This window comes from Pandoraea sp. NE5 (genome assembly GCF_024363545.1).
GTDB classification, from domain to species: domain Bacteria; phylum Pseudomonadota; class Gammaproteobacteria; order Burkholderiales; family Burkholderiaceae; genus Pandoraea; species Pandoraea cepalis.
Map to the genome: position 1 here is coordinate 329,242 of NZ_AP025517.1, position 26,474 is coordinate 355,715.

General features: G+C 62.4%; 32 protein-coding genes and 1 tRNA gene. 7 read left to right on the forward strand and 26 right to left on the reverse strand.

From position 1 onward, the window contains the following. Window positions 1-24 precede the first annotated feature (24 nt). The 3 genes from lptF to PanNE5_RS01395 are packed head-to-tail and all read left to right on the forward strand — an operon-like array spanning window position 25 to window position 2,682. The gene (gene lptF / locus PanNE5_RS01385; RefSeq protein WP_017235581.1) at window positions 25-1,152 is read left to right on the forward strand and encodes an LPS export ABC transporter permease LptF; all 1,128 of its coding nucleotides are present in this window, start codon (window positions 25-27) and stop codon (window positions 1,150-1,152) included. Then, complete coding sequence (gene lptG, locus PanNE5_RS01390) at window positions 1,152-2,291, forward strand: LPS export ABC transporter permease LptG (RefSeq protein ID WP_261939048.1); 1,140 nt, start codon at window positions 1,152-1,154, stop codon at window positions 2,289-2,291. Before lptF ends, lptG begins: the two co-directional genes overlap by 1 nt. 10 nt (window positions 2,292-2,301) lie before the next feature. Next, window positions 2,302-2,682: a sirohydrochlorin chelatase gene (locus tag PanNE5_RS01395; protein ID WP_150563150.1), complete on the forward strand. Its 381-nt coding sequence runs from the start codon at window positions 2,302-2,304 to the stop codon at window positions 2,680-2,682. Window positions 2,683-2,813: 131 nt separating this feature from the next. Here the strand turns inward: PanNE5_RS01395 and cobA are convergent, their stop codons facing one another. The 5 genes from cobA to PanNE5_RS01420 all read right to left on the reverse strand — a co-directional run bounded on the left by cobA (window position 2,814) and on the right by PanNE5_RS01420 (window position 7,761). Beyond that, the gene (gene cobA / locus PanNE5_RS01400) at window positions 2,814-3,602 is read right to left on the reverse strand and encodes a uroporphyrinogen-III C-methyltransferase (RefSeq protein WP_051060341.1); all 789 of its coding nucleotides are present in this window, start codon (window positions 3,600-3,602) and stop codon (window positions 2,814-2,816) included. A gap of 84 nt (window positions 3,603-3,686) precedes the next feature. Further along, on the reverse strand, window positions 3,687-4,988 hold the full coding sequence (locus PanNE5_RS01405) for a sulfate adenylyltransferase subunit 1 (RefSeq protein WP_261939049.1): 1,302 nt from the start codon (window positions 4,986-4,988) through the stop codon (window positions 3,687-3,689). 99 nt (window positions 4,989-5,087) lie between these two features. Then, window positions 5,088-6,035, reverse strand: coding sequence for a sulfate adenylyltransferase subunit CysD (gene cysD / locus PanNE5_RS01410; protein ID WP_017235586.1), 948 nt, complete (start codon window positions 6,033-6,035; stop codon window positions 5,088-5,090). Window positions 6,036-6,164: 129 nt separating this feature from the next. Next, on the reverse strand, window positions 6,165-6,881 hold the full coding sequence (locus PanNE5_RS01415) for a phosphoadenylyl-sulfate reductase (RefSeq protein WP_039830697.1): 717 nt from the start codon (window positions 6,879-6,881) through the stop codon (window positions 6,165-6,167). 103 nt (window positions 6,882-6,984) lie between these two features. Beyond that, a complete protein-coding gene (locus tag PanNE5_RS01420; protein ID WP_261939050.1) occupies window positions 6,985-7,761 on the reverse strand; it encodes a sulfite exporter TauE/SafE family protein in 777 nt (258 codons plus the stop codon). A 132-nt stretch (window positions 7,762-7,893) separates the two neighbouring features. Between PanNE5_RS01420 and PanNE5_RS01425 the strand changes: the two genes are divergently transcribed. The 4 genes from PanNE5_RS01425 (at window position 7,894) to PanNE5_RS01440 (ending at window position 11,257) form a co-directional block, all read left to right on the forward strand. Then, a complete protein-coding gene (locus PanNE5_RS01425) occupies window positions 7,894-8,835 on the forward strand; it encodes a CysB family HTH-type transcriptional regulator (RefSeq protein WP_017235589.1) in 942 nt (313 codons plus the stop codon). Window positions 8,836-8,990: 155 nt separating this feature from the next. Then, a complete protein-coding gene (locus PanNE5_RS01430; RefSeq protein ID WP_017235590.1) occupies window positions 8,991-10,160 on the forward strand; it encodes an ABC transporter substrate-binding protein in 1,170 nt (389 codons plus the stop codon). Between the two features lie 7 nt (window positions 10,161-10,167). Further along, window positions 10,168-11,052, forward strand: a complete 885-nt coding sequence (locus PanNE5_RS01435) for an NAD(P)-dependent oxidoreductase (protein WP_261939051.1) — start codon at window positions 10,168-10,170, stop codon at window positions 11,050-11,052. A gap of 120 nt (window positions 11,053-11,172) precedes the next feature. Next, window positions 11,173-11,257: transfer RNA gene (locus PanNE5_RS01440), tRNA-Leu, on the forward strand. Window positions 11,258-11,518: 261 nt separating this feature from the next. On the opposite strand, the gene PanNE5_RS01445 is transcribed toward PanNE5_RS01440, so the two are convergent. The 21 genes from PanNE5_RS01445 to PanNE5_RS01545 all read right to left on the reverse strand — a co-directional run bounded on the left by PanNE5_RS01445 (window position 11,519) and on the right by PanNE5_RS01545 (window position 26,471). Then, window positions 11,519-11,914: a DUF1353 domain-containing protein gene (locus tag PanNE5_RS01445; RefSeq protein ID WP_261939052.1), complete on the reverse strand. Its 396-nt coding sequence runs from the start codon at window positions 11,912-11,914 to the stop codon at window positions 11,519-11,521. Beyond that, window positions 11,911-12,348: a hypothetical protein gene (locus PanNE5_RS01450; RefSeq protein WP_261939053.1), complete on the reverse strand. Its 438-nt coding sequence runs from the start codon at window positions 12,346-12,348 to the stop codon at window positions 11,911-11,913. The genes PanNE5_RS01445 and PanNE5_RS01450 overlap by 4 nt, the downstream gene beginning before the upstream one ends. 10 nt (window positions 12,349-12,358) lie before the next feature. Continuing rightward, a complete protein-coding gene (locus PanNE5_RS01455) occupies window positions 12,359-12,673 on the reverse strand; it encodes a hypothetical protein (protein WP_261939054.1) in 315 nt (104 codons plus the stop codon). Further along, window positions 12,670-12,885 (reverse strand): hypothetical protein, encoded by a 216-nt coding sequence (locus tag PanNE5_RS01460; RefSeq protein WP_261939055.1) that lies wholly within the window; start codon window positions 12,883-12,885, stop codon window positions 12,670-12,672. The genes PanNE5_RS01455 and PanNE5_RS01460 overlap by 4 nt, the downstream gene beginning before the upstream one ends. Then, window positions 12,882-13,454 (reverse strand): hypothetical protein, encoded by a 573-nt coding sequence (locus PanNE5_RS01465; RefSeq protein ID WP_261939056.1) that lies wholly within the window; start codon window positions 13,452-13,454, stop codon window positions 12,882-12,884. The genes PanNE5_RS01460 and PanNE5_RS01465 overlap by 4 nt, the downstream gene beginning before the upstream one ends. A 5-nt stretch (window positions 13,455-13,459) precedes the next feature. Then, entirely contained in the window at window positions 13,460-13,804 is a 345-nt protein-coding gene (locus tag PanNE5_RS01470) for a DUF6527 family protein (RefSeq protein ID WP_261939057.1), read from the reverse strand. 77 nt (window positions 13,805-13,881) lie between these two features. Then, a complete protein-coding gene (locus PanNE5_RS01475) occupies window positions 13,882-14,310 on the reverse strand; it encodes a glycoside hydrolase family 73 protein (protein WP_261939058.1) in 429 nt (142 codons plus the stop codon). A gap of 47 nt (window positions 14,311-14,357) precedes the next feature. Continuing rightward, window positions 14,358-14,696 carry a hypothetical protein gene (locus tag PanNE5_RS01480; protein WP_261939059.1) on the reverse strand — a complete coding sequence of 113 codons (339 nt, stop codon included), beginning with the start codon at window positions 14,694-14,696 and terminating at the stop codon, window positions 14,358-14,360. A 286-nt stretch (window positions 14,697-14,982) separates the two neighbouring features. After that, window positions 14,983-15,159 carry a hypothetical protein gene (locus PanNE5_RS01485; RefSeq protein ID WP_261939060.1) on the reverse strand — a complete coding sequence of 59 codons (177 nt, stop codon included), beginning with the start codon at window positions 15,157-15,159 and terminating at the stop codon, window positions 14,983-14,985. Between the two features lie 9 nt (window positions 15,160-15,168). Then, window positions 15,169-16,704 (reverse strand): hypothetical protein, encoded by a 1,536-nt coding sequence (locus PanNE5_RS01490; RefSeq protein WP_261939061.1) that lies wholly within the window; start codon window positions 16,702-16,704, stop codon window positions 15,169-15,171. 8 nt (window positions 16,705-16,712) lie between these two features. Beyond that, window positions 16,713-17,309 carry a YmfQ family protein gene (locus PanNE5_RS01495; protein WP_261939062.1) on the reverse strand — a complete coding sequence of 199 codons (597 nt, stop codon included), beginning with the start codon at window positions 17,307-17,309 and terminating at the stop codon, window positions 16,713-16,715. A 6-nt stretch (window positions 17,310-17,315) separates the two neighbouring features. Then, the gene (locus PanNE5_RS01500) at window positions 17,316-18,479 is read right to left on the reverse strand and encodes a baseplate J/gp47 family protein (protein ID WP_261939063.1); all 1,164 of its coding nucleotides are present in this window, start codon (window positions 18,477-18,479) and stop codon (window positions 17,316-17,318) included. Window position 18,480: 1 nt separating this feature from the next. Next, on the reverse strand, window positions 18,481-18,927 hold the full coding sequence (locus PanNE5_RS01505; protein ID WP_261939064.1) for a phage GP46 family protein: 447 nt from the start codon (window positions 18,925-18,927) through the stop codon (window positions 18,481-18,483). A gap of 3 nt (window positions 18,928-18,930) precedes the next feature. Next, a complete protein-coding gene (locus tag PanNE5_RS01510) occupies window positions 18,931-19,494 on the reverse strand; it encodes a phage baseplate assembly protein V (protein ID WP_261939065.1) in 564 nt (187 codons plus the stop codon). Then, window positions 19,494-20,645, reverse strand: coding sequence for a phage baseplate assembly protein (locus tag PanNE5_RS01515; protein WP_261939066.1), 1,152 nt, complete (start codon window positions 20,643-20,645; stop codon window positions 19,494-19,496). The genes PanNE5_RS01510 and PanNE5_RS01515 overlap by 1 nt, the downstream gene beginning before the upstream one ends. Beyond that, window positions 20,645-22,201 carry a phage tail tip lysozyme gene (locus PanNE5_RS01520; RefSeq protein WP_261939067.1) on the reverse strand — a complete coding sequence of 519 codons (1,557 nt, stop codon included), beginning with the start codon at window positions 22,199-22,201 and terminating at the stop codon, window positions 20,645-20,647. Before PanNE5_RS01520 ends, PanNE5_RS01515 begins: the two co-directional genes overlap by 1 nt. 15 nt (window positions 22,202-22,216) lie before the next feature. Continuing rightward, the gene (locus PanNE5_RS01525) at window positions 22,217-23,638 is read right to left on the reverse strand and encodes a DNA circularization protein (RefSeq protein WP_261939068.1); all 1,422 of its coding nucleotides are present in this window, start codon (window positions 23,636-23,638) and stop codon (window positions 22,217-22,219) included. A 163-nt stretch (window positions 23,639-23,801) separates the two neighbouring features. Further along, window positions 23,802-24,362 carry a phage tail assembly protein gene (locus PanNE5_RS01530; RefSeq protein WP_261939069.1) on the reverse strand — a complete coding sequence of 187 codons (561 nt, stop codon included), beginning with the start codon at window positions 24,360-24,362 and terminating at the stop codon, window positions 23,802-23,804. 3 nt (window positions 24,363-24,365) lie between these two features. Beyond that, a complete protein-coding gene (locus PanNE5_RS01535) occupies window positions 24,366-24,740 on the reverse strand; it encodes a phage tail tube protein (RefSeq protein WP_261939070.1) in 375 nt (124 codons plus the stop codon). Between the two features lie 61 nt (window positions 24,741-24,801). Further along, window positions 24,802-26,292 carry a phage tail sheath subtilisin-like domain-containing protein gene (locus PanNE5_RS01540; protein ID WP_261939071.1) on the reverse strand — a complete coding sequence of 497 codons (1,491 nt, stop codon included), beginning with the start codon at window positions 26,290-26,292 and terminating at the stop codon, window positions 24,802-24,804. After that, entirely contained in the window at window positions 26,292-26,471 is a 180-nt protein-coding gene (locus PanNE5_RS01545; RefSeq protein WP_261939072.1) for a DUF2635 domain-containing protein, read from the reverse strand. The genes PanNE5_RS01540 and PanNE5_RS01545 overlap by 1 nt, the downstream gene beginning before the upstream one ends. Window positions 26,472-26,474: the final 3 nt, after the last annotated feature.

Below are 26,474 nucleotides of genomic sequence, written 5' to 3' on the forward strand. Positions count from 1 at the left end.
CGAGAGCACCCCAATCGCCATCACATGATTTTTCAGCGTTCCCTGCAGCGCGAGCTGAACTACACCGCCGGGGCCGTCTTCATGGTGCTGATCACCGTCATGCTCACCACGATGATGATCCGCATCCTGGGCTTCGCCGCGTCCGGGAAAGCCGACCCGCGCGACGTCCTCGTGCTCATCGGCCTGGCCGTGATCGGCTACCTGGCCATCATTCTGATCGTGACGCTGTTCGTCTCGATTCTGTTCGTGCTCACCCGCTGGTACCGCGACTCGGAAATGGTCGTGTGGTTCGCCTCGGGCCTGTCGATCACCCACTTCGTCAAGCCGGTGCTGCGCTTTGCCACGCCCTATCTGGCCGTGATCACATTCTGCGCACTCGTGGCCTGGCCGTGGGCGAACCAGCAGATCTCCGCGCTCGAAGCCCGCTTCGCCCAACGCGACGACGTCTCGATGATCGCGCCGGGCCAGTTCCGCGAAAGCGCCGCGAGCCACCGGGTGTTCTTTGTCGAGACCGTTTCGCCGGACGCGACCAAGGTGCACAACGTTTTCGTCTCCGGCACCGAGAACGGCAAGGTCAGCGTAGTCGTCTCGAAAGAGGGGCATATCGAAACGGCCAAGGACGGCAATCGCTACATCGTGCTGGAAAAGGGCCGTCGCTACGATGGCGTGCCCGGCCAGCCCGATTACCGTGTGATGGAGTTCGAGCGCTATGGCGTGAAGATCGACAACCCGGCAGCCGCGCCAACCGACAACACCCCGACCAAGGGGGTACCGACCCTGCGCCTGTTCCGTGAAATCCAGAACCCGATCTTCCGCGGCGAGATCGTCTGGCGTATCGGCCTGCCGCTGCTCGCGCTCGCGCTGGTGTTGCTCGCCGTGCCGCTGGCCTATCAAAACCCGCGCCACGGCCGCACCGTCAACCTGATCATGGCCGTGCTCATTTACCTCGCGTACACCAACCTGCTGAGCCTCTCGCAGGCGTGGGTGGCGCAAGAGCGCATGCCGCTCGCCATCGGCGTGTGGTTGTTGCACGCGCTCGCCATGGTTGTCATCGTGCTGCTTTACCTGCGCCGCGTGCGCTTCCGTGGGCTGTTCGGACGTCGTCGTCTCAGCCGGTCCGGCGGGATGCCTGCATCGGGAGGGATTCGCTGATGCGCATCTATGAGAAATACTTTGCTCGCCAGATCTATCTGGCGTTCCTGTTCGTGCTGCTCGCGTTCGTCGGTCTGTTCGTCTTCTTCGACCTGGTGAGCGAACTGGGCGACGTCGGCCGTGGGGGATACCGCTTCCAGCATGCCCTCGCCTACGTGCTGCTGTTCGCGCCGCAGCGCATGTACGAAATCATTCCGGTCGCCGCGCTCATTGCCGCCATCTATGTCTGCGCACAACTGGCGGGCAACTCGGAGTTCACGATCTTCCGCGTCTCGGGGCTCTCGACCGGTCAGGCGTTGCGCTCGTTGCTGAAAATCGGTTTCCCGATTGTGCTGATCACCTTCGTCATTGGCGAGTACGTCGCACCGAATGCCGAGCAACTCGCGCAGAAGATTCGTCTCGAAGCGCTGGGCAGTTCGGTCTCGGCAGGGTTTCGCTCGGGTGTCTGGGTCAAGGACACCGTCGATCAGGACGGCTCGCGCGTCACCCGCTTCATCAACGTCGGCACGCTCAATCCCGACAACACCATTGCCAACGTTCGCATTTACGAATTCGACGACAAGTTGCGTCTCGACAGCGTGCGACTGGCCAAGCTGGGGCAGTTCGAAGCGCCAAACTTCTGGAAGCTGACAGACGTGTCCGAAACGGTCTTCAGCGCAACGGACGATACCTCGGCCGGCACCGATCCGCTGCGCGCCCTGGTGCAGAGCAAACAGGTGCATATCGCCACGGTGCAGATGCGCTCGGAACTCACACCGCAGATCCTGTCCGTGCTGATGGTCTCGCCCGACAACATGGCCATCGGCAGCCTCTATAGCTACATCGGCCACTTGAAGGAAAACCAGCAGAACACCGACCGCTACAATCTCGCGCTCTGGCAGAAGCTGCTGTACCCGTTCGCCGTCTTTGTGATGATGGCGCTGGCGCTGCCGTTCGCTTACTTGCACGCGCGCGCCGGGGCCATCGGCCTGAAGGTGTTCGGCGGGATCATGCTCGGCATGAGCTTCCAGTTGATCAACAACCTGTTCTCGCACCTGGGCTTGCTCAACACCTGGCCGGCGTGGTTCACCGCCGCGTTACCGTCGTTACTCTATCTGGTGCTCGCCATCGCGGCGTTGCGCTGGGTCGATAAACACTGAGCCGCCGATCATGTCCAGCAAACCCGGCATCGTTCTGTTCGCCCACGGATCCCGCGACCCGCGCTGGGCCGAACCGTTCGAGCGTCTGCGCGACAAGCTGAGCGCCCGGCGTCCCGACGCCGACGTTCAGCTAGCCTTTCTTGAACTGATGACACCGAACCTCGGAGACGCCGTGGCGACCATGACATCGCAGGGAACGTTCGATATCACGTTGGTGCCGGTCTTTTTGGGCCAGGGTGGCCACGTGAGGCGTGATCTTCCGGCGCTCGCCGACGCTTGCCGCGCCGCCCATCCCCAGCTCGACTTGCGCGTGAGCGCCGCCATCGGCGAGGACGACACAGTGCTCGACGCCCTCGCCGACTATTGCGGCAGGATGATGGACGGCAGCTGAGGGAAATCGCCTCATCTCGGCAGGGCATCGCCAGAATGAGAAAACGGCGTCACAGGGTGAACTGTGACGCCGTTTTGCGTAAACCGTGACCGGCACCAATGACGCTGACTGACGCTCGGGGGCGATCGCCGTCAGGCCGCCATCGCCGCCTGCGTCGCCCACTCGTGCAACGATGCGGCATCCGCATGTGCGAACGCCTCGCCGATGAGCAGGACACTCGGCTGCGACGCGTCGAACCACGACGCCGCCAACCCTTGGCGAACATCGTCCAGCGTAAGGCGCACACGTCGCTCGCGCGATGTCGTTGCGGCCTCCACGATCGCCACGGGTGTCGCTGCGGGCTTGCCGGCCGCGATCAATTCCACTGCAATGCGCTGGGCACTGTCTCGTCCCATGTAATAGACGAGCGAATCGGCCGACGCCTGCGCCGCGATCTCGGCCGACTCGGGCGCACGGCTTTGCGTGGCGAAGGCCACACTGCGGGACACGCCGCGCAGCGTCAGCGAACGCCCCAGCGCCGCCGCACTGGCCAGCGCCGCCGTAATGCCAGGCACGACTTCCACTGCAATGCCTGCCGCCTCCAGCGCGCGCAACTCCTCGTCGGCGCGACCGAACAGCATCGGATCGCCGCCCTTCAAGCGCACCACCAGCGCGTGGGTCCGCGCGTGATCAATCAACTGCTTGTTGATGAAGTGCTGCGCACTCGATTGCCTCCCGCAACGCTTCCCGACAGCAATGCGCTTGGCCTGCGGGCACAACGCCAGCATCTCGGGTTCGATCAGCGCGTCGTGCAGCACCACGTCGGCCTGAGCCAACAGTCGTGCGCCGCGCACCGTGATCAGATCGGCCGCGCCGGGGCCCGCCCCAACGAGATAGACCTTGCCCGGCGCCGTACCGGTTTGCGAGGAAGTCACCGTCATGATGTCGCCATGGTTCGTGAGGATTGGCGCCGGCCCCATCCGGGGGACCGTGCGCCGGGTAACGCAATATGCAATACGCAATAATTACGCCGCGAGGCTGCGGATCATGCCCGCTGCCACCGTGTGGTGCGTGGCTTCGTCGATCAACACGAACGCGCCCGTAGCCGGGTTCGCGTCATAGGTGTCGGCGGCCACCGGCTTCTGCAAGCTCAACTGCACACGGCCGATGTCGTTCATGGCGAGGGTCGCCTTGTCCGTGCCGTGCAAGAGCGTGCTGACGTCGAGCACCGTGTCCACGCTGCCGACTTTCACGTACACCGTGCTGGTCGCCTGCTTGAGCAGGTATTTGCGCTGCGGCGCGAGGGCATCCTCATCGAACCAGCACACGTCGGCAGCCAGTTTGCGCGACGGCGCCAGCGTGGAGGCGCTCGCCACCAACGTGTCGCCGCGCGACACATCCACGTCTTCCGTCAGACGAATCGTCACGCACTGCCCCGCAAACGCTTCCTCGAGCAAGCCGCGCGGCCCGATGATCTCTGCGACGCTCGCCGTGCGGCCTGCCGGCAACACGCGCAGCGCCTGACCGACACGCACCGAACCCGATTCCACGCGCCCCATGTAGCCGCGGAAGTCGTCGGCATGAGCGCCGTCCTGACGCGCCACCAGTTGCACCGGGAAGCGCAGTTCGCCGCCCGACTGCGCGACCGGCAGCGATTCGAGCATGTCGAGCAACGGTTCGTCCTGATACCACGGCATGCGCTCGCTCGCGTACACGATGTTGTCGCCCTTGAGCGCGGAGACGGGCACGAAGCGCACGTCCGCCAGCCCCAAGCGCTGCGCCAGATCCAGATAGGCGGCGCGAATGGCGTTGAACGCTGTCTCGCTGTAGTCGATCAGGTCCATCTTGTTGATGGCGACAATGACGTGCTGAAGGCCCAGTAGTTTGACGATGGCACTGTGGCGCTTCGTCTGCGCAAGCAACTCCGTGTGGCCGTCGACTTCGGTCACGCGCGTGGCGTCGACCAGAATGATCGCGGCATGCGCCGTCGATGCCCCCGTGACCATGTTGCGCGTGTACTGCTCGTGGCCCGGCGTGTCGGCGATGATGAACTTGCGACGCGCGGTCGTGAAGTAGCGATAGGCGACGTCGATGGTAATGCCCTGCTCGCGCTCGGCTTCAAGGCCGTCGGTGAGCAGCGAGAAGTCGATGTCTTCGCCGGCGGTACGTTTGTGCTTGGCGCGTGCGATGGCGGAGAGCTGGTCGGTCAACACCGACTTGCTGTCGTACAGCAGACGGCCGATCAACGTGCTTTTGCCGTCGTCGACGCTGCCTGCCGTGATGAAACGCAGCACGCCGAGGTCTTCCAGATGCGGGGTGAGGCTCATGATGTCCTGACTCGATTGCGTGGCCCCTGGCGCGGCGACTCTGCGCGCCCGGCGGGCCGATGTGTCTGTACTTAGGGCGGATGGCGGCGGTTCGGCGCCTTAGAAATAGCCCTGCTTTTTGCGCTGTTCCATCGCGGCTTCCGATGCCTGATCGTCCATGCGGGTGGCGCCGCGCTCGGTGATGTCGGTCACGGCCGTCTCGGCAATGATCTCCACCGGGCTGGCGGCAACGCTGGCAACCGGGCACGTGCAACTGATGTCTCCAACGGTACGGAAGCGCACCGACGCCAGTTCGCTCGACTCGTCGTCCTGCTTCGGCGTGAGCGGCGTGACCGGCACGAGCAACCCGTTGCGACGCACGATTTCGCGCTCATGCGCGTAGTAGATCGACGGCAGGTCGAGGTTCTCGCGGGCGATGTATTGCCACACGTCCAGTTCGGTCCAATTCGAGATCGGGAACACGCGCAGGTGCTCGCCTTTGTGCAGACGCGCATTGAACAGGTGCCACAGTTCCGGACGCTGCGCCTTCGGATCCCACTGACCGAATTCGTCGCGGAACGAGAAGATGCGCTCTTTTGCGCGAGCCTTCTCTTCGTCGCGGCGCGCACCGCCGATCATGGCGTCGTAGCCGTGTTCGGCAATGGTTTCGAGCAGCGTCACGGCCTGCGCCGCGTTGCGCGAATCGTTCTCGCGACGCAGGCGGACCGTGCCGCGCTCGATCGAATCTTCCACATGACCTACGACCAGTTCGGCACCGAGCGCCTTTGCGTGACGATCGCGGAACTCGATCACTTCCGGATAGTTGTGACCGGTGTCGATATGGACGAGCGGGAACGGCAGTACCGTCTTGCGGTTCGGGCCAAGACCAAAGGCCTTGAGCGCCAGGTGCAGCACCACGACCGAATCCTTGCCGCCCGAGAACAGCAGTGCGGGTTTGCGGCACTCCGCCACGACCTCGCGCAGGATGTACATCGATTCGGCTTCGAGCCAGTCCAGATGATCCATACGCGAGCCGTTGGCTTGCGCGACTTCGTGCATCGCACCCATAGTGTTCCCTTCCTTGATGATTCCGAAATTTCCGTGATTCGATTCGTCACGATGCGTCGCCGCTTGAGCTCGTCACATCGTCATATGTCTTGCGGGTTCGCCTGATCCGCCTGCGCCGTGCCCGATGCCTCAGCTCGACTGCACGGACACCGGGATCTGGCTCAGGTTGCTTGCATGCAATCCGCATTCCTTGCTGTCGCGCGACTCCCACCACCAGCGCCCGGCGCGGCTGTCTTCCCCCGGGCGGATGGCACGCGTACACGGCTCGCAGCCGATGCTCGGGTAGCCGCGCGCATGCAGCGGGTTGACCGGCACGTCACGCGCCGTTAGATAGGCCCACACCTGCGCTTCGGTCCAGTCGAAGATCGGGTTGTACTTGGCGATGCCGCGGGCATCGTCGTGCTCGGCGAACGCCAGTTCCTCGCGCGTGACCGACTGCTCGCGTCGCTGGCCGGTGAGCCAGGCGTCGGCGTCGGCCAACGCGCGGCCCAGCGGCTCGACCTTGCGAATCTGGCAGCATGCCTTGCGCAGGTCCACACTTTCATAGAACGCATTCGCACCGTGCTCGGCCACATACGTCTCGACGGCATCGGCCTGCGGCGCGTACTGCGCGACGTCGTACCCATAGCGCGATTTGATCTGATCGAGCATGCCCAGCGTCTCGGCATGCAAACGCCCGGTATTGAGCGTGAAGACGGTGATCGGCAGTTGCTGGCGCAGAATCACATGCGTAACGAGCATGTCTTCAGCGGCCAGACTGCTGGCAAACTTCACATTGCGATGCGAACCCGCGATGCGGGCGAGGCGCTCGGCCAGCACGGCTTCCATCTCGTCGAGCAGCGCCATGTCCTGATGCTCGGCATCGGCCCCGTTCGACGGTGTAGTCGCTTGCGTGGGTTCCCGGCGGGATTCGTTTCGCATGTCGCGAACTCCTTGTTGTCTGTGTGGGTCAGCCGACCAGCTTCACTGCCGCGAGCGTGAGCGTTGCCGCCAACGCCCCGCGCACCACGCGCTCGGGCAGATGACGGGTGAGCTTTGCACCCAGCCAGATCCCGGGCAGCGAGCCGATCAACAGACTGCCGAGCAGTGCCCAGTGCACCGTCCCGAGCCAAATATGACCCAGCGCCGCAATGGCCGTCAGCGGCACCGCGTACGCGATATCGGTTCCGGCGACTTCGGCCGGTTCCAACTGTGGGTACAGCATCAGAATCAGCGTCGCGCCAACGGCACCGGCGCCAATCGAGGAAATCGTGACGAGCACGCCGATCACGGCGCCCACCAGCACGGTGGCCGCGACTTGCTTGCGGCCCGTCAACTGCCAGTTCGGGTGGGTGCGCAGCGCCGCCAGCAGCTTGGCGCGGAACAGCAGCGAGAGCACCGTGAGCAGCACCGAGGCCGCGATCGTCAGCTTGATGACATGCAGCGCCGCGTCGTCGATGCCGCCCAGGTGCTTCAGGACAACGATCGTCACCAGCGCCGCCGGCAAGGCGCCGAGCGTGAGCCTGCGCACGATGTGCCACTTCACGTGGCCGTGTGAGCGATGCGCGACCGTGCCGAAGCTCTTGGTCACCGCCGCAAACGCCAGATCGGTACCGACCGCGACCGGCGCCGCGTAGCCCAGCAGCAGCGTGAGCAGCGGCGTCATCAGCGAGCCCCCGCCGACGCCGGTCAGACCGACCAGCAGGCCGACGCCAAATCCGGAGAGGGGTTCGAGCCACAGCGACATGTATGACGTTCCTGTTGGTGCTTAATGCCTGGCGGGAATAACGTTATCGAAACAGTGGCACCCACTGTAATGAAAACGCTATATACTTCAAACGAATTAAAAATTGTTTGTATATTTTCGAAAGTTATACAAATGAACCTGCACCAGTTCCGCTTCGTGCGCGAAGCCGTTCGCCAGAATTTCAACCTGACCGCTGCCGCCAAGGCGCTGTTTACCTCCCAGCCGGGGGTTTCGAAGGCCATCATCGAGCTGGAAGAAGAGCTTGGGGTGGACATCTTTGCCCGGCATGGCAAGCGCATCCGCAATCTGACCGAGCCCGGGCGCATCATTTTCGAGTCCGTCGAGCGAATCCTGCTGGAGGTGGAGAGCCTCAAGCGGATCGGCAAGGACTACGCCGCGCAGGATCAGGGCAGTCTGGCGATCGCCACGACGCATACGCAGGCGCGATATTCGCTGCCGCACGCAGTGGCCGAGTTCAAGAAGCGGTATCCGAAGGTGCGGCTCTCGATCTTGCAGGGGAGCCCGACGCAGATCGCAGAAATGGTGCTGCACGATCAGGCGGATCTGGCCATCGCGACCGAAGCGATTGCCGGCTATAAGGATCTGGTGTCGCTGCCTTGCTATCAATGGCAGCACGTGGCCGTGGTGCCGCCGGATCACCCGCTGCTGCAACTCCCGTCCGTCGGCATCGAGGATCTGGCGAAATATCCGCTGATTACTTATGACCCCCAATTCGCCGGCCGCGCCAAGATCGATCAGGCCTTCGCGCTGCGCCATGTCCAACCGGACATCGTGCTCGAGGCGATCGACGCCGATGTCATCAAGACCTATGTCGAATTGGGGCTTGGCGTGGGGATTCTGGCGGGGGTGGCGTTCGATCCCGAGCGCGACCGTAACCTCCGGGCGCTCCAGGTCGGGCACCTCTTCGGCACGAACGTGACGCGCGTCGCCCTCAAACAGGGCGCCTATCTGCGCGGCTACGTGTTCACGATGGTCGAACTGCTCTCGCCGATCCTGACGCGCAAGCTGGTCGAGCAAGCCTTGCGCGGCGAACACGAAAGTTACGAGCTTTAAGCCCTCCAGGGGCGTTGGGGAAACATAGCGCGCCGACGCCCGGTCACCGGGCGTGCCGCCCCTCGCATTCCGAGGTGAGCCTGGCACTATTTTTCTTCGCTGGCCGAACGCAAGCGGTGCGGTATGCTTACGCGATTCGATCAACAGGAGACCCCATGCGCTCACCTCTTCGCGGCATCCGCCTGTCGGGCGTGCTGCTTGCCCTGACCCTTGCCGGTGTTGTGACGGCGGCTCGCGCCGATATCACCGTCGGTATCGATCTGTCGTCGACCGGCCCGGCGGCCGCCATCGGTATCGCCAGCAAGAATGCCATGCAGCTTTGGCCCGACCATATTGGGGGGCAGAAGGCGCACTACCTCTTTCTTGACGACGGCACCGACCCCGGTACGGCCGTGAAGAACGCGCGCAAATTCATCAGTGAGAACAAGGTCGACGTCATCGTTGGCCCGAACATTACGCCGAGCGCACTGGCCATGCTCGACCCGATTTCGGAGGCCGAGACGCCGATGATCACCCTGATCGGTTCGGCCGTCGCCGTGGAGCCGCAGGATGCCAAGCGCCGGTGGGCCTTCAAGATGGCCGCGAACGATTCGGCGATGGCCGACGTGATGACGCGCTACATGGCTAACCACGGGATCAAGACGGTAGGCTTTATCGGCTTTGCCGATGCCTACGGCGAGAGCTGGTGGAAAGAGTTCTCGAAGTTTGCCGAACTTCGCAAGCTCAAGGTCGTGGCCCAGGAGCGTTTCAACCGCACGGACACGAGTGTCACGGGCCAGATCCTGAAGCTGATGGCGGCCAAGCCTGACGCTGTCCTGGTAGCCGGATCGGGCACGCCGGCGGCGTTGCCGCAGCGCACGTTGCAGGAGCGCGGGTATGCCGGGAAGATCTACCAGACGCACGGCATCGCCACGTACGACTTCGTTCGCGTGGGGGGCAAGGACGTGGAAGGCACGCTGTTCCCGACGCAGCCGGGTGTGGTTGCCAAGACGTTGCCGGCCGGGCATCCGGCGCGCACGGCGGCGTTGGCGTTCACCAAGCAGTACGAGGCCAAGTATGGCCCCGATACGGTCACGCAGTTCGCCGCCGACGCCTATGGCGTATGGGATCTGCTCAACGACGCCGTACCGCGCGCCGTGAAGGTGGCGGCACCGGGCACGCCGGCATTCCGTGTGGCGCTGCGCGATGCGCTCGAATCCACGCACAATCTCGCCATTCCGAACGGCATCATGAATCTCAGCCCGAAGGACCACGTGGGGCTCGATCAGCGTGCCAGCGTGATGGGGCAGATCAAGAACGGAAAATTCGTCTACGTCTCGAATTGATCCCGGCATGACGACATACACCATCGCGTTTATCGGGCTGGGCGCCATGGGCGGCCAGATGGTTCGTCATTTGATGGCCGCGGGGCATCGGTTGCACCTCTACGCGCGCCGGCCTGAGGCTGCGGCCCCGTTTGTCGCGCAAGGCGCAGAAGTGTTCGCAACGCCCGCGCAGGCCGCCGCCGATGCGGACTTCGTCGTGACCAACGTCACGACGACACAGGACGTGGAGGCGGTGCTGCTTGGGGCGGATGGCGTGGTGCATGGGGCGCGGGCGGGCGCGATCTGCGTGGATCACAGCACGATTTCGGCGGAGGCGACGCGGCGTATTGCCGCGCGCCTGGCGCTTCACGAGATTGTGCTGGTGGATGCGCCGGTGTCTGGCGGGCCATCTCGCGCGGCCGACGCCTCGCTATCGATCATGGTCGGCGCGTCGAATGACGTCTTCGAGAAGGTCAAGCCCCTGTTGTCCGTGTTGGGCACGACGATCACGCATGTGGGCGACGTGGGGGCGGGTCAGGTGGCGAAGGCGTGCAATCAGATCGTGCAGGTGATCAATATCCAGGGCATTGCGGAGGCGATGCTGTTCGCGGCGCGCAACGGCGTGGATCAGGACAAGGTCATCGAAGCGATTTCGCAGGGGCTGGCGGGCAGTCGAATGCTCGACATGATGGGGCCGAAGATGGCCCATCGCGACTTTGCGGCGGGCATTGAAGCGCGCCTGCACGACAAGGATTTCGCGATGATCCTGGACGCCGTGGCCGACGCAGGGCTCTCGCTGCCGGCGCTGTCACTGGTGAAAGCCCAGCTGACGGCGCTGATGGAGCGCGGCTGGGGGCATGACGACACGTCGTCGCTGCTGCGCGTGCTCGAGAGTCAACAGCAAGTTCATTGAACACCCACGGGGCGGGCTTGTGGCCGGGAGAAATTTCGGTCATAATCTCGCCTTCGTCCGGTGAGCCGTTAGGTTCATTGAACGAGTCACGCTGCGACACCGCTCGGTGAACGCACACCTGCCCAGGTGGTGAAATTGGTAGACGCAGGGGACTCAAAATCCCCCGCCGCAAGGCGTGCCGGTTCGATTCCGGCCCTGGGCACCAAGAATATTCAAGGCTTCCCGCCGAAGTGCTGACTAACGCACTTATCCACAGATTGCGGAATATTCCGCAAAATACAAATCCCAATGGTCAACCGAACAACCTGGCAGACGCTTCTTTTCGATCAGCGCCAGCGGTTGGGAGAACTGGTGGGGATACCTGGCGCCCCGAACCGGTAGCGTCCCACAACGGCGGGGCGCGCGGGAAAGATAATTGAAGCGATCATATTTTATTTTTTGATCACGCTGATTATCTTTTCTCGCTTTACTGCGCGCGTGCTACTGCGGTCGTCGCCCAATGCGATCCCCCGCCGAGCCGCACGCCCCAATACATCAACCACGCACGCCACGCCGGCACGCCTGACGCAATCGATGCTTCTTTCAGGATCGCGTCCGCCGTCGCCCTGTCGACAGGATGTGTGGAATACAGCCAGTCGTGAAGTGCGCTCGCCTCGTGGGCGCTGTCTGCCGTAAGCAGGAACGCCACCGGCGCGCGCGGGACCGATGCAAAGTCGGTTTCGAAGCCGATTGGCACGGCAAACGTTCGGGCGGAGACGTCGGAACGATATACCAGCGGCGCCGTGAGCCGCCACGTGCCGCGTCCCGAGTTCGTCGCGTCGCTCACTAGCGTGACGGCTAGGTTCGTCAGGAACCTGCTCATTTCGCCGTCGGCGCCGAAGTGCCCGTCGGAACGTCCTGCGGCCACGCGGCAATCGTAGCGGCCAGTAGAATCTGCGCGGTCGTCACGCCCAGCACGATGCGATCCTGATCTTGTGCGGACAGCGGCGACGCCTTCGCCACAGTGATGATCGCGGGAAGGCCCGCGCTCGCGAGCGTCTGAAGGTTGACGGTATCGACGGTCGAGCCCGACGCGCACACCGCGTTCACGACCGGCTGTGCTTCGGACAGCGCATGCAGCGCACTGTCGCTCATGCCGTTGACCTGCTGCAGCGATTCGATCGCCACCTCGACAGGCGGGCACACGCGGGCGGCGACCTGCGCCGGCGTCGGTACGGACTGGCCGGTCGTGGAACAGGCCGCGAGGGCGAACGAAAGCACGGCCGCGCACACGGCCAGAATGGCAAAACGCTTCATGGTGATTTCCTTACGGGGTGGAGAGCTTGACGGCGGCAGCCGCCGCGCTGGTGACTGCGGCCGAAATGCTGGAAGCAATGCCGCCGCCGGCGGTGATCGGCGCGCTGGCAGAAACGCCGGTCTCGCCGAAGTCGAGGCTGAAGCCGTTGGGGGTGTTGTTGACGCGCACGGTGACGGCGCCGACGTCCTTGCTGCTCGAGACAGATGCCTCGCAGCAGATCAGCCGGCCGGTCGAGTCATAGAACGGCCGCACGTCATACCGGGCAGTGCCAATGCAGGCCGACAGCGCCAGGCCAACCGCACACGCGAGCGCGGCGCGAATCATTGCGGGGCAGCCGCGGCTGCGCCCGCGAAACGCTTGCTCAGCGCATTGATCGCGAGGTGAGCGCCAGCGGCCAGCGCGCCCGTGACGAGGGCCGACACGCTGTCGGGCACCGGGGCATGGAAGATCGCAGCCAAGGCCCAGCTCACGGCCGGCTCAAGGGTTGCGGCACTGATGGTGATGCCGCCGGTAACTACGCTCGAAGTTTGGTTCATTGCGTCGTGTCCTTCTCGTGGTGGTGGATGATCTCGGTCGGCGTGAAGCGGTAGCCCTCGATCGCATACTTCTGCGCGACCCAAAGCGGGAACGGCATCGCATGGATGCCCTCGTCCTTGCCGATGTGGTGGTCCTTGCACAGCAACATGCCGTTGACGGTCATGTCATCGATGAACAGGTACGGGTCAGCCGGCACCAGGTAGGTGACGTCGGGGTGCAGCGCCGTCTCGCCCGCGATAGTCATTTGTTGCGCGCCCTTGAGAAAGCCATCCCAGTCGAATGCCTGGGCACGAGCGCCCCATACGCCGGCGCGACAGTCTTCCGCAAAGCGCGACCAGTCAATGAGGTTGGCGGTGCTGCGCTCGATCGGATGGTGATGAGCCTCGAGCGGATGGCCGCTATCGTGCTCCGTGCCGCCGCAGACGAAGCACCGGCCGCCCTCGCGCGCAATCAGCGCCTTGCGCGTGCGGGTGAATAGCGCGGTAGTCGTGCGCGGATCGTGCCCCGGCAGCAGCACGTCGACGCTCAGGGTTTCTTTCTCTTCGTGGGTCTGGGTTACGTCGGACATGAGCGTCACTCCCCCCATCCGGCAGGGAACGGAGCGAGCGCGACCGTTTTCCCGGCAAGCGCGTGAGTACAGTCGCCCAGAAACTGGATCTGGCCATCCGTAACAAACGAATGGCACACTTTGGAGGCATCCTTTGTCTGATCATCGAACTCGCTCGGGATGTCGCTCGGCTCACTCCACGTGACCAGAATGCTGGGCGTAAATGTGGGGTGCTCGACGTCTCCGTTCCAGTTCCACCGCGGCCCCGTACCGGCGCCGTGCTGAATTCGGTGCGCATGGCCGCAGCCTGGGCACCAGAACAACAGTCCGTTACCTTCGGACCCTCGTAGGGTGTTGCTCAATCGACTCATTCGAGACTCCAGAAACAGCAAAGCCGCCCAAAGGCGGCAGTTACATGATGTAGAGCTGTCGCTCTTTCTCGCGATGCTTAACCAAGCCCGGCAGCACCTCCGATCACATCAAACCGATCCAGCTTGCGCGCCTGAATGGTGGCAGTCAGCTTTCGGGCGTAATCCGGGTCCGTGGCATATCCAGCCGCCGCGATCGCGCTGGCGAACCTGATACCGTCTGGAAAGTCGAATGCCGCACGGTAGCGGGGATTGCTCATCAGAAATGCAGCGTGATCGTCGATGCACTCTTGCCACCCCGAGTAGCGGCGCCACTGCGCCGACACCGTGATCCGCTTGCCGCCGATGACCTCGATGGTCGGCATGATGACCGTCGGCCCCTTCCATGCGCGATCGGCCTTGACGCCGAACAGGTTGAAGGCGGTCTTCGCGAGCTGCGATGCCCCCCAGCCCGATTCCAGTGCGCCTTGAGCAATCGTGAAGCTGGCGGGAATTTTGGTGCGACGCATGCAAGCCTGGGCTGCCGGCGCGATCGCCGAGATGAAATCTTCCGGACTCATAACACCGCCATAACAAATTTGAACGTGGCGCTGAGCCAGTCTGGAAATTCATGAAAATGCCTGTAGTACCAAATGCCATAGAGCGCTGCGAGTGGCGCAACGAATGGCAGAAACACGCTGCGCATGAGAAAGCGCCAGGCAGCGGCTAGGCGGCAGCCAAAGCGCACGGCGACAATGCCTTCCGCCCAAGCGCTGCGAATGAATGCAGTGTCGTCGGCAACCTGCTGCGTCAACGCCGTGTTCTCCGCGATGGCAATATCCTGCGCGCTCATGCGCAGAGCGACGTGACGCCGAAAATCTTCCTCGGGCATGTCCATAATTTCGCTCGGTTCCATTGATCCCCGGAAATGAAAAGCCGCCCGTAGGCGGCTTGGTTACAATATCGAATTCGCTCTTAGGCGACTGCGGCAGATATTGCTCTGTCACCTTGCCGAAGCAGGCGGTACGAACTGATAAACAATCGCGAGCGCGTTCCTGCCGCCAGCAGTGGCAGCATCAATTCGTGGCATGTGTCCCTCTGGGGAAAGCGCCCGCGCGCGGCGGGCAACAAAAATGCTACCCGAGGGTGGCCGATATGTTGGTGCGCGCACTCACCGGCGGCTCGTCGGCGGCGCGACCTCGCTAGGCAGCCGGCAACGGCGAATTTCCCGCCGACAGCCACTTTTCGTAGATGTCCCAGAAACGATGTCCCTGCGGCACGGTCCACACTCCGCCGTCGTCATCCGTGTACTGGATGACGTTTGCCCGCACCTCCATCGTGATGGGGTCTTTCATCTGCTGAAATTGAATAGTGGCCACGATGGCTCCTTAGAGACGAGAGTCCAGCACAATGCCGGTACTCGCGGAATTGAGCAGGAAGTAGAAATCACCGGCCGCCGTTGCTGTGGTGAGAATCAGCGTCGAGTTGTCGGAACATGCCGATATGCCGGGCTGCGAGCAGTTGCTGACCACCCAGGTCCCCACGACACTTCCGGCCGGAGCCGCCCGCATCCGGACTCGGTAGAAGGCGTTCATGTATTGGGTGTTCGCGGCGGCCGCGTTACCTCGCTGGCCAAGCGTGTAGGTATTCGCGCTGAAACCGATCTTCTGGAAGACGCGCTCGCAGGCGGGCATGTCTATCGAAATCGGGCGGTACTCGAAGGGGCCCGCTACCATCCCCTCTTCGATCTGCCACTCGGTGAACCAGAAGTTCTTCGTCGTGACGGCACCGCAAGCAGCCTGGACTTCGATCTCTATACCGTTCGATACGTCACCAAGCGCAACCCCAGAAGCAAACGGAACCAGCTTGGTCGGCGTACCGGACGGCACCGACACCGCAGAACTGGTCGAGATGACGGTCGTGCCGGTGTAGTTGTCAGCCACCGTCGGCTTGCGCACCACCACGGTGTAGTTGATCGCGCTACCGACATCATGCTGGACAGCAATCTGGAACTGGCTGGTCTGGTTCTTCAGCTTGAGCGCTTCGGCAGCGTCCATGCGATAGCGCCATGACACCTGGCCAGAGCCGGTCAGCGTCACACCCGCCAGCTTTACCGCGTACCCCGTTCTCCCTACCGGAGACGCTGTGTCCTGGGTAATGGTGCCCGCGCTGACAGAGCCCCCAGATGCCCAGGCCGCCACCATATCGACCAGGCCGTACTGCGGGCTCGTCGACAGACTTCGCGCAGTGTCCTGCGCAATGTAGGCCCATCCGTTCACCAGCTTGTTTCGGTTCGACGGCGAACCAGAGATCCCTGCAACGGACTGCACCTGGGCGAGCTGCACAGCGTGTTGAGACTGAGTGGCGGGGGCAATTTGCTGTGCTCCTCCTGCGCATTCCATCAGCACGCAGATCGGATTGCCGCTGTTGACGCCAGGGATCGTCGCGTGCATGAGTACTGCGGTCCCGCCGACCGCCAGTTCACCACCCTGCAGAGCCTGCAGGCCGAGCCCATAGATTGGGATCGGGGTCAGGCCATCCGGCGCGTACGTTGAGGCGCCTGTGTTCGCATGCGCGATTTTCACTGCCTGAACCACACCGTCGATCCACGTCCCTGCGACGAGCGGCGTTGCATTGACAGCCGTATAGGCATTTGCTGCACCGGTATCCGCCAGCACGATCGTATTCTGACCGATGCGCTTGATCGCGGACAGCACTTGGTTGTATGTCGTCTTACTCGGCGTCAACCCGCCCGCAACAACAATAGCGCGCAGCTCTTCCTGAATCATGTTCAGCCACGATCCGCGTACATTCGTCGCGGGCGTGCCGGCAGTCGGATTACCTTCGGTGAAGTACCCTTCCGTGCCTGCTGCTTCTGGCGCTGGGAGCGCGGTTGCTGCGGTTGCGTCATCAATACGGAACATGTGACCTCTTATGCGTATGCAAAAATTGGGATCGTGTGGGCGGGAATCACCGCGCGCAACTCGCATTCGAGTACGCTTTTTCCCCATGCTGCGAGTGGGTCACCCGCTGCCATCGCACCAGCTACCGCGCGCACGATTGTGTTCAATGGTGCTGTGATCTTCCAGGCAAAATTCCAGTCATATCCGCAGCACGGATCGCTCGCTTTCAGCATCCCGGCGCGAGCTTGCGTGTACTGCGTGATCGTTACCGTGTAGCCGAGGTTCGCGGCAAATTGCGTCAGGCCAGATATCGAGGGACCACCGACTCCCACGAAGCGCGCCAGCACCTGGGCTTGCCGCTGCGCAATCGAGGGTGCCACGCCGGCACACGGATCTGGCAAACCTAGCGTCGACTCCCAATCCGGAAGGAGCTCATAGGTCGTGGCCGGAAATGCATCCTTGAGCAGGTAGTTCGCACGTGCTGTAGCGCGCTCGTAGCTCGGCGCAAGCCCCGAAAGCACCTGGGTCTGCACCGCATCAGCATCGCGCGGCCAGACCCTTCCGCGCGGCATCAGTCCCTGCAGCGCCTTGAGAAAGTTGGCCGCAGTCAAGTTAGGTGCGAGCATGGAGCCTCAGACGTAAAGCACATTTGCAAGGACGGGAAGCTGCCCGAACCCGCTCGTGATGTTCCCCGGATAGGTGGTGGTGGTAACGCCAACGACGCCCTGAATCAGAGTGATCAGGAAGCCGCTTGTACCCGAAACAGACCGTATTGCGGCCGAGATGTCGTCGCGATTGATCGTCCCCGCCCGTGGATCACCGTTGCGAAACAGCACATCCGCGATCGCCGCCGAGATCGCCGCGCGCGTCGCCGTCGTCACCGATGTGAGGCCGGAAAGAGTGATTGTTAGGTTGTTGGCGATCGGCGCGCACGAATAAACGAGTGCCGTCACCGGCTGCTTCGTGACGATCGAGTCTGCGACAACGAGCTGGTCGCCCACTGCGACCGTGTCCCGCGGTATTCCGCCCGGTCCCTTATCGTCCTGCGAGACGCCGTCGCTTCCCTGAGGAAAGCCGTTGTGTGCCGATTCTGCGTTGTCCCACATCGTGTAGACGACGACAGTGCCAGCACCGAATCCATTCGGAGCGCACCATGCGCGCGTCACACCCGCGACGGCGAGCGCCCATAGCACATAGTCGTCCGAGTCGCCGCCCTGAGGCGTGCTCTGATACGCATCGAGCATCCGGCTCCGCAGAGAATCGTTGTCTTCGATGTCTGCACCAGATTTGACCGATGCCGTAATCGTGCCACCCTGCTGAATGCCATCGACCGCTACGCTTAGCGAAACCAAGGCGCCCGGATCCGCGTTGCCCGCTGCTCCCGCCACATCGGCCACGATGGTAACCGAGACGTTTCCCGTCCCGTCGACGGTGCCAGTCGTTGAAGTGGTATATGTGACCCCATCGCCGCGCGCGACGGGAGTGCCTGCGCTCAGCACCTTTCCTGTCGTCCCCGGAAATTGGGCAGTCAATTGCGCCTGAGACGCCTCCTTCTGATAGACATCTTTCAGTGCTGCCCAGCCTTGCAGATATTCATCTTCGGCCGTGAATGGGACCGCCTGCTTCGCGATCCAATCAAGGTATCCAAACTGCTGGTGGCACATACCAGCCTGGATCTTGCCGACAATCTTCAGCACGGCAAAACGCAGAAGTGTATCCGCACCCTGAAGTGCCGACGAAATATCGGCCGCCACCTCAGAGATCAAGGTGGAAAGCGTCTTTCTTTGAAATGGCATGTCAGGAGATCTGGTTCCAGGCCCACGCGTAGGTCATGTCGATCTGCGTGCCCGTCGGTTGATAGAGCGTGATCTGTGCGCCGAGAAACGTGTCGCGCACCCACTGCGTCTGCACATCGATGCTAGCGACGACGCCGTCATCAATCAGCCATTGAAGCGCCTCGTTGATGTAGTCGCGAGCGTTGTTCAGCACTTCCTGCGTCTGCTTTGATCGGTCGAGCAACCAAAGGCGCGAGCCGATCGGTTTGTCTTCGCCGATGTCGCCCCACCAGCCGCGCGGATCACCAGTCCCATCGGGAATCGGATCGTCCGGATTCGCAGCACGGTCGGTGAGGATGCTGACGAGGACTGCGGTTTGGAGATCGTTCCCGGTGACGAGGACCGGCGCAACGAAGCGCCAATCGCCGCGGCTGTTGTCGACGTCCCAAATAACAGAGATGTCGGACATATATCACTCCTGTTCGGTCGGAACTTCCGACGAGATGTTGCTGCCGCCGGCCTGAACGTTCTTCACGAGATGATGGTGGCCGTCGAAGATCATGCGATCCGCAGACATGCTTCTGCCGGTCGTATCACAGTTGTCGACAATGTCACCCGTGCATTCGAATAGAAGCGTCTCGGCACGCACCTTTGAGGCATTTGTCAGCATGATCGGGTTGCCACCGCCATTTACTACGATGCCCGTCGACGAAAGGTAGACCGACTGCCCCTTATCGTCGCTGATCGCAACTTCGCCGCTTGCGAGCGCCTTCATGCGGTACTTCGCGTTCGACGTCGCGATGACGAACCCATCGTTGCGATCGCCGTTCTTGAAGGCGATGAGCGCCTGCGTGCCAGCCGGCGGATTCGACGTGAAGCCATACTCTGCATAGCGCGGCACGTCCGGGATCAGCTCCAGCGCGTTCAACCGAACCTGCAATGTCTGTACGCCCTTCGTGTCGTCGACCAGCGCGATCGCGCCGCGCGCCATCAGCAGGAGAATGCGGCGCCCAAGCCGGTTAAGTTCTTGCAGCACTATTGCTCCACTGGTGTTTGCGTTGATTCATCCATCGGCAAAATGTCCAGCGCGATCGGCTCTGGCAGGAAACCCTGACGCGGACCAAAAACCAGCTCGGCATGCGTGCCGTTCTTATCGAGGATGAACGTCACCTCGGCGAGCAGAAGAATGGTGTTATCAGGGATGCCAGCCGCCGGCGCGGACACCGGATAATTGACGTTTGGAATCCATGGAGACCCGCTTGCATCGCGCCAGTTATCCACGAGCGCGCGCACGCGCCGTGCGCGTCCATAAGCCCGCGACGCCATCCAGTTGACACGCTTCTCGATAAACCGCCGATCTGTTGCGCTCTGCTCCGATACAAAGTACGTCGGTCTCAGCCGCGCGGGATTAGCCGCCGGGCCCGTCGCCACCACCGTCACCACCGGCAGGTTCGGGATGCTTTCATCGTCCGCGCCGGCGCTGTATGCGCTCAGCACAGCGTTGTAAGTACTGAATGTTCCCAGGACGCTTTTCGTGCAGACAAGCGCCTCGATGTTGTTGCCGAGGGCAATGCCCGAAGCCGCAAGCTCGGTGCCTGCCTGCGAGATCGTGAGCTCTCCCTCTTCGCTCTCGAATACCAGCAACCCGCAGTAGCGCGCGTAGCGCTCGATCACTTCCCACGCCGTCTCGGTGATGCTGACGATCTGGCGCGGCAGCGCCGGCAACGCATCGAGAACTGCCTGCGTACCATTCGGCGGCACGAAAACGTCAATCGAATATGGCGTCGCGATCATGGTGCACAGCTTCTGCAGCCCTGTATTCGCGTTGACGCGGTCCAGACGACATGAGCAATCGACCAGGTCCGCGAGCTTGCCGCGGCCCGAGATGGTGATGTCATGGCTATACGGGGTGATGATCGTCTCGACGGTCTCCACGTATCCGGACAACACGAGGTCATCGCCGATCGAAACCTTGATAGGCGCGCCCTCGCGCGCGAGCAGCTTAAGGGTGTTCGCGTCAGACGAGCATGTCAGCACGAATGCCGACGTCGCAACCTCAATAGAGCGCGTAACCCTCACCGCCTTCCATCCCGTCAGCAGCAATCCATCCTTTGTCAGCAGTACGCGCACTTCATCGACGCCGGGCTTTCCCCCCAGAGCGTCGACGACTCGATCTGCGTTCGGCATCAGAAGCTACCTGGTGAATAGGCGTATTGATCGCCGAGAGGTGCCTGTTGGCGATCCGTTTTCAGTTGCGTGTCGACGTTCGGCGACGACGTGACGTTGGTGCTCGTGCCCGGCGGCGCATTCTTGTGGACGATCTCGACCGTGACCTTTCCGGGCTCGCCAGTTCCCTGGCCTAGCTGCGCATCAAGCTGGCGAGCGATTCCTGCCCGAACGTTTGCCTCGTTCGGATCCTTGGGCCGCTCGTACAGTGACGAGACCTTCGCTGCCGCTTCGGGCGCTGTCGTCGATGCCATTAGGGCATCGCCAGCAGCTCTCTCGTTGTTCCGAAGCTCCCACAACGAGTAGCCAAGCTGTTCCTCATGACTTGCGGACGCAAGCGGCGTTTTGAATGTGCGCTCATAGATCGCCTGGCGATCCGGATGCCACTGGTATAGCCCTACCGCTTTCCCGTTGTCGCCTACCGCGCGATCGTCTAGCCCGCTTTCCCGGCTCGAATTTGCGACCATGCCAATCGCTTGCTCGCGCGAAAGACCATGATTCATATACCACTGGACATCGGACCGTGCCTGCTCGAGCTGTGCGCCATTACCAACAGCCGTCTTCTCATTCAACTGCGCCATAGTCACAGCGCCGCGCCCGCGCAGCGAATTACCGAAGCGCTCAAAGCCATCCCAGATACGCTGCTCAGTGCTATTGGCACCGCTCGGTTGTGGTGCAGGCCGGTTGCGGCCGCTTGTGGCGTCGAAGAAGAACTGGATACCTTGCAACAATGAGTTGAGTGCCGGTTCAACGCCGCTCAGCACAGTCGTCTTTAAACGGTCATACGTGATGCCAAGCCTGGCAGATGCATCCGCATACTCGCGCGCGCGCTGGATATCCTGCTCATCGGGGATGTATTCCTTGGCCGTCGCGAGATCCGCTGACACCTGCGCCGGACCTCGGCTCAAGAAATCGACCAGCGATCCCGCGCCGGCGGCATTCAGGAAATTCTGCGCGCCGCCGTATTTCCCCTGCCCGCGCAGCGTTTCTGCATATGCGGCCAACTTCGCGAGCACTGACTCGATGGATTCCAGCCGGGTCGGATCAGTAGAGATGCCAGCGGCCTGAAACCGCTTGAGCGCCTCCGGATTCCGATTGTTTAGTGCGTCGCTGTACGTCTGGCGCACCTGCTCAACGCCGGCGTTTGCCTGCTCCGGCGACAGCCCGGCAAGGCGCCCCGCATATTGCACGCCGTACGCAGTTGATGTAGAGAGGCCGCTGCGCACGGCCAGATTGCTCATCGAGCGCACCGATGATGCCCACTGCGACTCCATCTGCGCGATCTTCACAGTCAGCGCCGTGATGCCGCCGATGATGCCCGCTTTGCCGACGAAACTTGCAATTTCGGAGATTGCGCCGCTGTTGGAATTGAAGCCGGCAGCGATCGAACTGCCGAGACTGTTCAGTTTCCCCTTATTCGCCTGCGCCTGCAGCTTGGACAGGCTGTTGGTCACCTTCCCGATCGGGCCGGATGCCTGATTCTTAGCGGTGATTGCAATCGAGATTTTGCTTGCCATGGGGCCGCTCGGAAATCATTTTGCCAGCGCCTTGAAAGTCGTTGGCATGAATGCGGGGTGTACGGGATTCGCCTGCGCAACGAGTTCGTCGGCCCGCGTCGGGTCGCGATACAACCGTGTCGCGAGCGCGAGCGACGGCAGCATCGACGGAAGGTCGAAAGTCTTGATAGACGAGAGACCCGCACCGCGCTTGTTCAGGTCGGCCACTACCGCCGCACGCAGGGCCGACAAGGCCTCGTAGGTCTCGTCCTCCCCTTTGTCGCCGGCAACCATCATCTCAGCGTCGACCAAGTCGGTGACCAGATCGCGCACTCGCATAGCGTCGTCGCTCGACTTCGGCTGATACGTCGATGACGCCTGCGCGACCGCGCCGATCGAAGCGCGCCGAAACAGATCGCTGCACGCCGATTGCATGTCGCCCATCGCCGCACCAATGACGGACGTGGTCGTGCCGGCATCCGGAATAAACGTCGAGAGCGTCGACAACAGCCGGATCGAATCGCTAGGATCGTTTGTCGCCGCCAGAACTGCTGCGGTTACGCCCTGAACCGATGCCGTGAAGGCACCCACCGAGGATGCGTCGAAAGCTGCTGCAGCAGTCGCCATTGCATCGGCCGCCGCGCCGACGTTCGCGCGCGCCGAGGTGGCGGCCTCGATCATCGCCTGAGTCGACGTCGACTGGACCGAGGAACTCGGATACTTGCTGAACGTCGGCACCGTGGCACTGCCCGCGAAGCGACCGAATTCGCCCGGCAGGTTAAACAGCAACTGAAACAGGTTCCGCGCATCGCCGACGATGTTTTTGGCGTACGAGTACCAGCTGAGCGCCGTATTGACGACCGTGCCCAGCACCGCAGCGCCATATGCAATCGCGGTCATGGCCGTCTTTGCGAAATTGATCGCCGCCGCAACATTAAGCCCTGTCACCGCGTTCAGCACAGACTGCGTTGTCGCGGTCTCTGCTGTCGGGTAGGTGCGCTGCCCTGCCTCGATGAATTCGAAGTGAAGCTCGAAGTACCGGCCCTTTTCCCAATGCTCGATACTGCGAAACCCGTCAAGGTTGACTGTGAGCCGGCCAAGTGTCGGATGAATCAGCTCACCGTCGCCTGCGGTCTCGGTGGCCGCAATCATGACGTCGCGCTGTGCGATGACGTCGTCGCCGACGACGAAGCCATACATACGGATGCGCCGAGCGCCGCGACCGAGATCCTCGATCCATGGCGTATCCCGCATCGGATACTGGTGCATCTGGTTGCGGCGACCGAACGCCGCCTCGCTGCCGAGAGACACGAACGGCACGCCGCGATACGACGCCGGGCGCAACTGCTCAAAGTACGACTGCGCAGAGCCTCCCAGCCGAGCTGCGAGCGAACTCGCCAGATTGGAAATGCCCGAGGCGGTGCTGAGCACGGCGCCTGCGCCGCCACCGATGTTCATGCGCCAACTCCAATGCGTTTGCCCAGGCGCCGCGCTCTCGCGAGCCAGTGCAGGGTCTCGGTTTCTGTCATCTGCTCGACCCGGTCAGGATCGAAACGCATCATGTGCGTCAGTTCGGTGAGACGATCGTCCCACCACTCCGGAATCGAGATCTGCTCGGCGATCAGTCGTCCGAGTCCGATGATCGCCGAACCTGAAAACCGTTGAAGTACGCCACCGCCTCGAGGAAGTCCCGTGCGGACAGCGCGCGCACCGAGCTTTTCGGAACCTTGCCGATGAGGCTTATGAGCGCGACCATGCGTGCGAATGGACCGCCCGCGGCTTCCGCTTTCCGCTTCTGCTGATTCGTCGGCTCGCACAGCGTCAAAGATGCGATGTTCAGCGCGCTGTCGTCGCGAGTGATCTGCACCGGCTTTGTCAGCTGAATGACGATCTCGTCGGGGCTCCGAGCCGGGTTCCGCACCGCGTCGTGACCGAATGAGGCGATGAAATCCTCGGCCTCGTCGATCTGACTGCCATACATCTGGTCGATGACGTCGATCGGCACGGCGCTGAGCAGCGCAATTAGGGCGATCGACGTGCCGTAGAAGCCGGCCGCCTGCTCCGCACTCTCGTAGTCGCCCGCCGTCGGCCCGCGAAGTGTGATCTGACTGACGGTCGTCTCCGCGTCACCCTTGCCATGCTTCAGCGGCTTGCGCAGGACAATCGTTTTCGTATCGGTCATCCCTTATTGCTCCGTGACTGCGTTCTGGAGGCCTTCCCAGCGACAGGTGAACTTGGCTTCGGCCGTGTCCACTTCCTGCGCCTCGACCGTCCACATGTTGCGGCCGATCACCGTCTTTCCGTTAGCCAGCTCGAGGACGAGCGTCACGTTGCGCATCGCATTGAACGCAGCGAGGCTCAGGCCACCCGAATCGCGGATGGAGGCACTGATGTACGGCGCTTTCGGCATTTCGCTGAAACCATGCACCGCGTCCTGCCCCGCCTTCGACTCGCGCGTCACGCTGCCAACGTCATACTTCAGCTCGCCTTCGATCTGGTAATTCACCCCATCCACCGTCAGATACGCGACGCCGGCGATGAGGCCTGTGTTGTTCGCCATTTATGGCTCCATGAAATGACAACGCCGCCCATCAGGGAGGCGCCATACGTTGACGGACGAATCAGGACTGCGTGGTCGAAAGCCGGAACTGCGCCAGCAGCGCGAAGATGCGCAACTGGTTAATCAGGGTACCGGGCCACAGCACGTCCACGCGGTTCGGATTCGACGCGTTCTGCTCGACGATGATCGACTGCGCGAAGACGTCACTCCCCTGCACATAGCCTTCGTATTCCATCGCGCGGTATTCCGCGATCTGGTCCGCCTTGATGATCTTCGGAGTCACGATGCCCGAGCCAGGCGCGAAGCGCGTACCGTCTGCTGCCAACTTCACGCGCGCATACTTCGTCGTCACCATCGTGCGCAGCCGGCGCAGCACGTACGTCAGCAAGAACATCGTCTCGATTTCCAGATAGCTGTTGTCCGGCTGGCCGGACGCGTTCGTCTGGTAGGTCGTGATCAGGTTTTCGATCGCGACCGTGCCATCATCGGCAACCGTGAATGTCGAGATCCCGTCATAAAGCAGCGTATTTCGCTGGCTCAGGTTGAAGCGCGATTGCAGCGGAGGGGCCAGCACTCCGGCCAACGCAACGGTCTGCATGGGGATGCCCGGATCCGCACGCACGCTCACAGCGTCCTGTGCTGCGATTGACGCCGCCCACTGCCAGGGAGGCGTCGGCGAATCGTAGAACCCCATCACCGTTTCGTGTGGATTGTTCCGGGCGGTACCAAACGTCGTCTGATTTGCCCACGTCGCGCGATACGCATAGAACGTGTGCCCGAACACCTGCTGCTGCCAGCTCCAGCGCCCCGTCGAATCGTTCAGGAACTCCTTCATCGCGTCCATCGACGTCGTGTCTGTGAACGCGCACGCGATGAAGTCGAACGGCATATCGAGCAGATTGCCCAACGCCGTCGTCAGCGTCGGGTTTGTCGCGCCCCCGGTCATCGCCATGATCGTCGCAGCAAACCCCGTCGGGAAAACTTCGCCGTTCGCCGCGCCCTGGTAGTTGAAACGAATGTCGATATCGTTGCCAATTAGGCCCTTGTTATCCGCCGTCAGATTGACCGTGCTTGTCGTGACTGCCGCGGTCACCGGCATGCCAGGAATTGCATTGATCGCTCCAGCGATGGTGGTCGCAACCTGTGCCGTCGTCTGACCCGCCGCGACAGCAACGGAAACCAACTGCCCGGCAATATACAGCGCCACCGTTCCATTCGCCGTCGGCGCGCCCGTAACGCCGATCGAGCCGCTTGCGGCCGTGGCGCCAGCGGCATCAGCCAACGGGAGCGTCCACAACTCACCGAACGTATCGTTCTTTCGATATGCCCCCACCATCAGCGCGAGCACAGAATTCGCACCGAACTGCGTGTTTGCATCACCCGTGCCAGCGGAGAGCAGCGGCACATCCGGAGTAGCCGCGCCGGACGTCATCGGTCCGATCAGTAGCGCGCGCTGATTCGCAACCGCCGAATTGGCATGAGAGTTATCGATCTCAGCGAAGAACAGTGGGGTGCGCAGGTTCTGCGGGATCTGTTTGAACGGTACGGTCATTACGCGTTACCCCCGACCTTCTTCGTTGCGGTTGCGGGCGCCTCGATAACGACGTCACCGTCGTTCGCTACACGCGTCCAGAAAATATCGCCATCCGGCACTTCGATGCCTTCGGGCGGCAGAAACTGTTTCGTTACCGGATGCCGCACTTTGAGGCCCGGTGCAGGTTTGACGATCATTCG

What these genes read in the sequence shown, in the direction of transcription:
- PanNE5_RS01475 (WP_261939058.1), bottom strand. Translation starts at nt 14,310, where the DNA reads ATGCGTCGCACCAAAATTCCCGCCAGCTTCACGATTGCTCAAGGCGCA.
- PanNE5_RS01520 (WP_261939067.1), bottom strand. Translation starts at nt 22,201, where the DNA reads ATGGCAAGCAAAATCTCGATTGCAATCACCGCTAAGAATCAGGCATCC.
- PanNE5_RS01530 (WP_261939069.1), bottom strand. Translation starts at nt 24,362, where the DNA reads ATGACCGATACGAAAACGATTGTCCTGCGCAAGCCGCTGAAGCATGGC.
- PanNE5_RS01480 (WP_261939059.1), bottom strand. Translation starts at nt 14,696, where the DNA reads ATGGAACCGAGCGAAATTATGGACATGCCCGAGGAAGATTTTCGGCGT.
- PanNE5_RS01445 (WP_261939052.1), bottom strand. Translation starts at nt 11,914, where the DNA reads ATGAGCAGGTTCCTGACGAACCTAGCCGTCACGCTAGTGAGCGACGCG.
- PanNE5_RS01525 (WP_261939068.1), bottom strand. Translation starts at nt 23,638, where the DNA reads ATGAACATCGGTGGCGGCGCAGGCGCCGTGCTCAGCACCGCCTCGGGC.
- PanNE5_RS01450 (WP_261939053.1), bottom strand. Translation starts at nt 12,348, where the DNA reads ATGAAGCGTTTTGCCATTCTGGCCGTGTGCGCGGCCGTGCTTTCGTTC.
- PanNE5_RS01425 (WP_017235589.1), top strand. Translation starts at nt 7,894, where the DNA reads ATGAACCTGCACCAGTTCCGCTTCGTGCGCGAAGCCGTTCGCCAGAAT.
- PanNE5_RS01405 (WP_261939049.1), bottom strand. Translation starts at nt 4,988, where the DNA reads ATGAGCCTCACCCCGCATCTGGAAGACCTCGGCGTGCTGCGTTTCATC.
- PanNE5_RS01495 (WP_261939062.1), bottom strand. Translation starts at nt 17,309, where the DNA reads ATGCTCGCACCTAACTTGACTGCGGCCAACTTTCTCAAGGCGCTGCAG.
- PanNE5_RS01435 (WP_261939051.1), top strand. Translation starts at nt 10,168, where the DNA reads ATGACGACATACACCATCGCGTTTATCGGGCTGGGCGCCATGGGCGGC.
- cobA (WP_051060341.1), bottom strand. Translation starts at nt 3,602, where the DNA reads ATGACGGTGACTTCCTCGCAAACCGGTACGGCGCCGGGCAAGGTCTAT.
- PanNE5_RS01420 (WP_261939050.1), bottom strand. Translation starts at nt 7,761, where the DNA reads ATGTCGCTGTGGCTCGAACCCCTCTCCGGATTTGGCGTCGGCCTGCTG.
- cysD (WP_017235586.1), bottom strand. Translation starts at nt 6,035, where the DNA reads ATGGGTGCGATGCACGAAGTCGCGCAAGCCAACGGCTCGCGTATGGAT.
- PanNE5_RS01505 (WP_261939064.1), bottom strand. Translation starts at nt 18,927, where the DNA reads ATGTCCGACATCTCTGTTATTTGGGACGTCGACAACAGCCGCGGCGAT.
- PanNE5_RS01465 (WP_261939056.1), bottom strand. Translation starts at nt 13,454, where the DNA reads ATGTCCGACGTAACCCAGACCCACGAAGAGAAAGAAACCCTGAGCGTC.
- PanNE5_RS01430 (WP_017235590.1), top strand. Translation starts at nt 8,991, where the DNA reads ATGCGCTCACCTCTTCGCGGCATCCGCCTGTCGGGCGTGCTGCTTGCC.
- PanNE5_RS01515 (WP_261939066.1), bottom strand. Translation starts at nt 20,645, where the DNA reads ATGCCGAACGCAGATCGAGTCGTCGACGCTCTGGGGGGAAAGCCCGGC.
- PanNE5_RS01545 (WP_261939072.1), bottom strand. Translation starts at nt 26,471, where the DNA reads ATGATCGTCAAACCTGCACCGGGCCTCAAAGTGCGGCATCCGGTAACG.
- PanNE5_RS01415 (WP_039830697.1), bottom strand. Translation starts at nt 6,881, where the DNA reads ATGGCGCTGCTCGACGAGATGGAAGCCGTGCTGGCCGAGCGCCTCGCC.
- PanNE5_RS01540 (WP_261939071.1), bottom strand. Translation starts at nt 26,292, where the DNA reads ATGACCGTACCGTTCAAACAGATCCCGCAGAACCTGCGCACCCCACTG.
- lptG (WP_261939048.1), top strand. Translation starts at nt 1,152, where the DNA reads ATGCGCATCTATGAGAAATACTTTGCTCGCCAGATCTATCTGGCGTTC.
- PanNE5_RS01455 (WP_261939054.1), bottom strand. Translation starts at nt 12,673, where the DNA reads ATGATTCGCGCCGCGCTCGCGTGTGCGGTTGGCCTGGCGCTGTCGGCC.
- PanNE5_RS01535 (WP_261939070.1), bottom strand. Translation starts at nt 24,740, where the DNA reads ATGGCGAACAACACAGGCCTCATCGCCGGCGTCGCGTATCTGACGGTG.
- PanNE5_RS01460 (WP_261939055.1), bottom strand. Translation starts at nt 12,885, where the DNA reads ATGAACCAAACTTCGAGCGTAGTTACCGGCGGCATCACCATCAGTGCC.
- PanNE5_RS01470 (WP_261939057.1), bottom strand. Translation starts at nt 13,804, where the DNA reads ATGAGTCGATTGAGCAACACCCTACGAGGGTCCGAAGGTAACGGACTG.
- PanNE5_RS01500 (WP_261939063.1), bottom strand. Translation starts at nt 18,479, where the DNA reads ATGCCATTTCAAAGAAAGACGCTTTCCACCTTGATCTCTGAGGTGGCG.
- PanNE5_RS01395 (WP_150563150.1), top strand. Translation starts at nt 2,302, where the DNA reads ATGTCCAGCAAACCCGGCATCGTTCTGTTCGCCCACGGATCCCGCGAC.
- lptF (WP_017235581.1), top strand. Translation starts at nt 25, where the DNA reads ATGATTTTTCAGCGTTCCCTGCAGCGCGAGCTGAACTACACCGCCGGG.
- PanNE5_RS01490 (WP_261939061.1), bottom strand. Translation starts at nt 16,704, where the DNA reads ATGTTCCGTATTGATGACGCAACCGCAGCAACCGCGCTCCCAGCGCCA.